The organism is Pseudoalteromonas sp. TB25 (assembly GCF_000497995.1).
GTDB lineage: Bacteria > Pseudomonadota > Gammaproteobacteria > Enterobacterales > Alteromonadaceae > Pseudoalteromonas > Pseudoalteromonas distincta.
On record NZ_AUTI01000038.1, the window covers coordinates 1 to 4211 of the forward strand.

The 4211-nt window shown below is 38.7% G+C and carries 2 protein-coding genes; both read left to right on the forward strand.

Features of this window, described 5'->3' with window-relative positions:
- The coding region (locus L652_RS0100695; protein WP_024594753.1) for a TonB-dependent receptor at window positions 1–2747 on the forward strand (2747 nt) is incomplete at its 5' end.
- A gap of 309 nt (window positions 2748–3056) precedes the next feature.
- A complete protein-coding gene (locus tag L652_RS0100700; protein WP_024594754.1) occupies window positions 3057–3848 on the forward strand; it encodes a hypothetical protein in 792 nt (263 codons plus the stop codon).
- Window positions 3849–4211: the final 363 nt, after the last annotated feature.

A 4211-nucleotide genomic window follows, 5' to 3' on the forward strand; every position in this document is an offset into this window, starting at 1 on the left:
CCGCCGCTATGCTTAAGCGTACTGACGGACGTATTGTAGATGCAATTGTTGCTGAAGACATTGGTAAGTTACCAGATAATAATATTGCAGAAGCGTTGCAACGTATTACTGGCGTATCTATTAATACCGATTTTGGTGTGGGTGACAGTGTTTCGATTCGTGGCTTACCTCAAAACCGTGTTGAATTAAATGGTCGCTCTACTATTGGTGACTCTCGTGACGGCATTAGCTTGCAAGATTACCCATCAAGCTTTTTAAAAACAGTAGAAGTAGTTAAGTCTCCTACTGCCGATATGATTGAGGGTGCATTAGGCGGAACAGTTAGCCTAAAAACAGTTCGCCCATTAGAGTTAGATAAACTAACTGGCGCAGTTTCATTAGATGGCGAATACGCTGATAAAACAGAAAATGTAGCTCCTATTTTTAGTGGTTCAATTGGTAACAACTGGGACTTTGATGAAATGGGTACCTTTGGTGCCATTGCTATGTTTTCATTCCAAGATCGCGAAATTCGCCAAGATGAAACATCTAGCCGTGTTAAACCTCAAGATATCGAAATTAATGGCCAAGAAGGTAATACACCTAGTGGCAACGCTATCGTAAGAGACGAGCACAGTGTTGAACAATATGTAGAACAACGTAAACGAACTGCTGTAAATTTATCTCTTCAATGGGCACCACAATCAGGTAATGGCATGGTGTATCTTGATTTAAGCGGCACAAAGCGCTCAGGTGAACAAGCTGGTAACTCTATTTTAGGTGTCGCAGGTTCACTATCAACAGATGCAAATACAACTCAAGATGCTAACGGCGTAAATAATTACACGTTAACAAACGAATTTGGTATTCCTAAAACATACAGTGACTTTCGTGAAACTGACTCGTTTTCAAATGCACTTGGTGCAGAGTGGAACCTTACTGACAGCATCAAAATCTCTGGTGAAATTGCGGTAGCATCATCAGAAAGCGTAAGACCTGATTCTGAATTTACACTTCGCCCAATCGAAAAATCAACATTTGAAGCAAGTGGCGGAACTCAGCTAACAAATCATTTATATGATGGTGCATTCTCTCAAGACGGTAATAAATTACCAAGCATCATTCATTCAGATCCTAATGCATTTACTGACCCACAAAACTTAGCACTTCGTACGTTTAAAAGTGAAGATAGAAGAACAGACAATGACGAAACAGCTATTCGTTTTGATGTTGAAATGTTTGAGCCACTCAGCAGCTTAAGCTGGGTATCTAAAGTAAAAGCGGGTGTACGTGTTACTAACCGCGATTACGAATATGAGCAATACAAAGTAGAAATTAAAGACATTTATAAAAATGCATTTAACGACTCAGACGGTTCGTTAGCCACTTTATGGGTTGATGACTACAACGCTGCTTTTTCAAATAGCTTTACAACAGTTAGCCACGACAACTCTTTTGACCAACTAGGTCATTCGGGACAAAACGACCTACTAACCTTTTTAAGCTACAACGGTTTATCTAACCCGGCCAATACTTACGCTCAGCTTCAGCAGTTACTTGCAGGTACTAACTTAGCGTCAACAGGTAGTCTTTCAGATAACCAAGAGTTCCAAGAAAGCGCATACCGTAACGTAGTTGAAGATACAGCTGCCGTGTATATATCAGCCTACTTAGACTTTGATAACATCACTGCAATTGTGGGTGGTCGTTATGTAACTACAGATTTAGAATCAAGCGTATTTCTTAATGGCGAAAAAGTAACTGGCGACAATGACTACAGCGACTTTTTACCAAGCTTAAACGTAACGTATAACTACTCAGACGAAACATTATTCCGCTTTGCTGCTGCAAAAGTTATGCGCCGCGCTGACTTTAGCGAACTAAGCCCTGCATTTGACGTTAATAACGACATTACAGGTGCAACGCAAGGCTCTATTGATTTAGAACCATACCGTGCAACGCAATACGACTTATCTGTAGAGCATTACTTTGACCAAGGTAACGTAATTTCTTTCGCAGTATTTTATAAAGATGTTGAATCTTTCTTAAGTAACGAAAGTAGCTGTGTAGCTGCATCTAGCACTTCAACAGGCCAAAACGTAACTCAATGGAACCAAGTATGTCAGCTTGACGTTGCAGGTGTTTCACAAGATAACCTAGTTTACTCGGATGCAACTGACTTCCCAGTAGATGCTGATGGCTTTAACCATGTAGCAGGCTTACGTGACGCAGGACTAACGGGTATCGATACTGTTAAAAATGTAAACGGTGAAAACGGCTCAGTACAAGGCTTTGAAGTTGGTTATCAACAGTTCTTTACAGACCTACCTGGTGCATTTTCTGGCTTAGGCATTAACGCAAACTACACATACGCAGACAGCGAGCAACCAAACGGTAACCCGTTATTAGATATTTCTAAAAATACGTATAACTTACAAGTATTTTGGGAATACGAAGGTTTCTCTACTCGTCTAGCTTATAACTACCGTGACAGTTTCTTAGATACTGAAAACGAGAAACGTGTAGAAAATATTAACTCAGACGGCAGTATTTCAGCAGAAGGTACTGTTTACGGTAATAACTACCGTGACGACCGCGGCCAGTTAGACTTCTCAGCAAGTTGGGATATTAACGAAAACGTGACCTTAGTAGGTAATGCGACTAACTTAACGGGCGAGCCTTCTATTTACCTATCTGAACTAGGTGGTGCTTGGAAGTACACTGAAGCGGATCGCCGTTACAGCTTTGGTATTCGCGCTAAATTTTAATTTTCCCTAAAAACTAAAGCCTGCTTTTATGCAGGCTTTTTTACGTCTACAAAAAAGTGGCACTTGTGTTAAAACATCGCACAATTTTTATAACTAAATATTTATTTAAAGCAATAAAATTATCATTGAATAATACTCCAAACTAAAATTTAGATACCGCTTAAACAATACCAACCTCCCGCACTTCACTTTTAGCGCACAAACTAAGCACCATACATTGCACTAAAAACCAGCAACCTTGCAGCTTGGTTATAAAATGTCTAGTATTCTAAAGCCGTACTTATAATTGGTACGAAAAAAGGATTAACAATGTCTCTAAAATACATAACAACAATATCAATCACATTATCATTACTATTATTAACAGCATGCGGCTCTGGGGGAAGTAAAACAAAAGAGGCTGAAAGCATTGAAATACCACAATCAAAAGCGGTTATTAATAACAGTCCCTTAAGTGACTACAAAATAATTATCTATGGTAATAGCCATAGTTCACAGTTAGGGGGCTTATTAGAAATAATTATTACAAACCAGTTACCTAGCACTTCAGTCAAAATAACGACTGTTAGTGGTCGATTTTTAGATGAAATAGTCGCAGTAAATGCGAATGTCGATAAATTAAAAAGTGATAACTGGAGTCATGCAATTTTTCAAGGCCAAAAGTACTCACAATCAGGTTCGACTGACTACCCTACAAGTGCAACTGAGCGATTAATCTCGAACGCAAAAGAGCATAAAATTACACCTATTTTATTTCCAGAGCATCCTCAAAAAGGGGATCCCGCAGAAGCAAAGCTGGTTTACGACCTCCATTTAGCAATCAGTCAAAAACAACCTAGCTGCATAGCGCCTGTTGGCTTTGTATGGAATCGAGTATTAGAAATAATGCCTAGTATAAACCTTCATAGTGCCGACGGTAATCATGCATCCTATGCTGGGAATGTCCTTACAGCGATGACCTTTTATCAAATCATTACCTCGGAATTAACAGACACAATGCCATTTATTCCTGCTATAGATTTAACACAGCAAGAACAAGCTTTATTTGGACAAGTAGTAACAGAAGTACTTGAGTTATATCCGGCATGTGGTGCTAAATAATCTTAAAAAATTTAAAACTAGATTTTAGATTTAGTGATTTCCTGAGGTGCTCAATATCAGTACATTAATACTACGCACATAAGCTGATTAAAAGACACCTCAGGAAAATTCAATTTTCACTTTTTTGCCAAATTATAAATTTAATATCTTGATAAATAATCACCTGCAATTTATTAAAATAACCGCCGTCCTAGCTATACTTATTTGAATATTAAATTTACTATCAAAACGTTGTAACTATTAGCAGGAAAACTAAAGTGCTGTCGCGTTTATATAATTTTATGCCCGGTTTAAATACATTGCTGCACTATGAACGCCAATGGTTTGCTGATGATGTAAGGGCGGCGCTATCAGTAGCGGCAG

Bases quoted from the DNA above. Each gene is read 5' to 3' on its own strand.
- L652_RS0100700 (WP_024594754.1), top strand. From the start codon at position 3,057: ATGTCTCTAAAATACATAACAACAATATCAATCACATTATCATTACTA.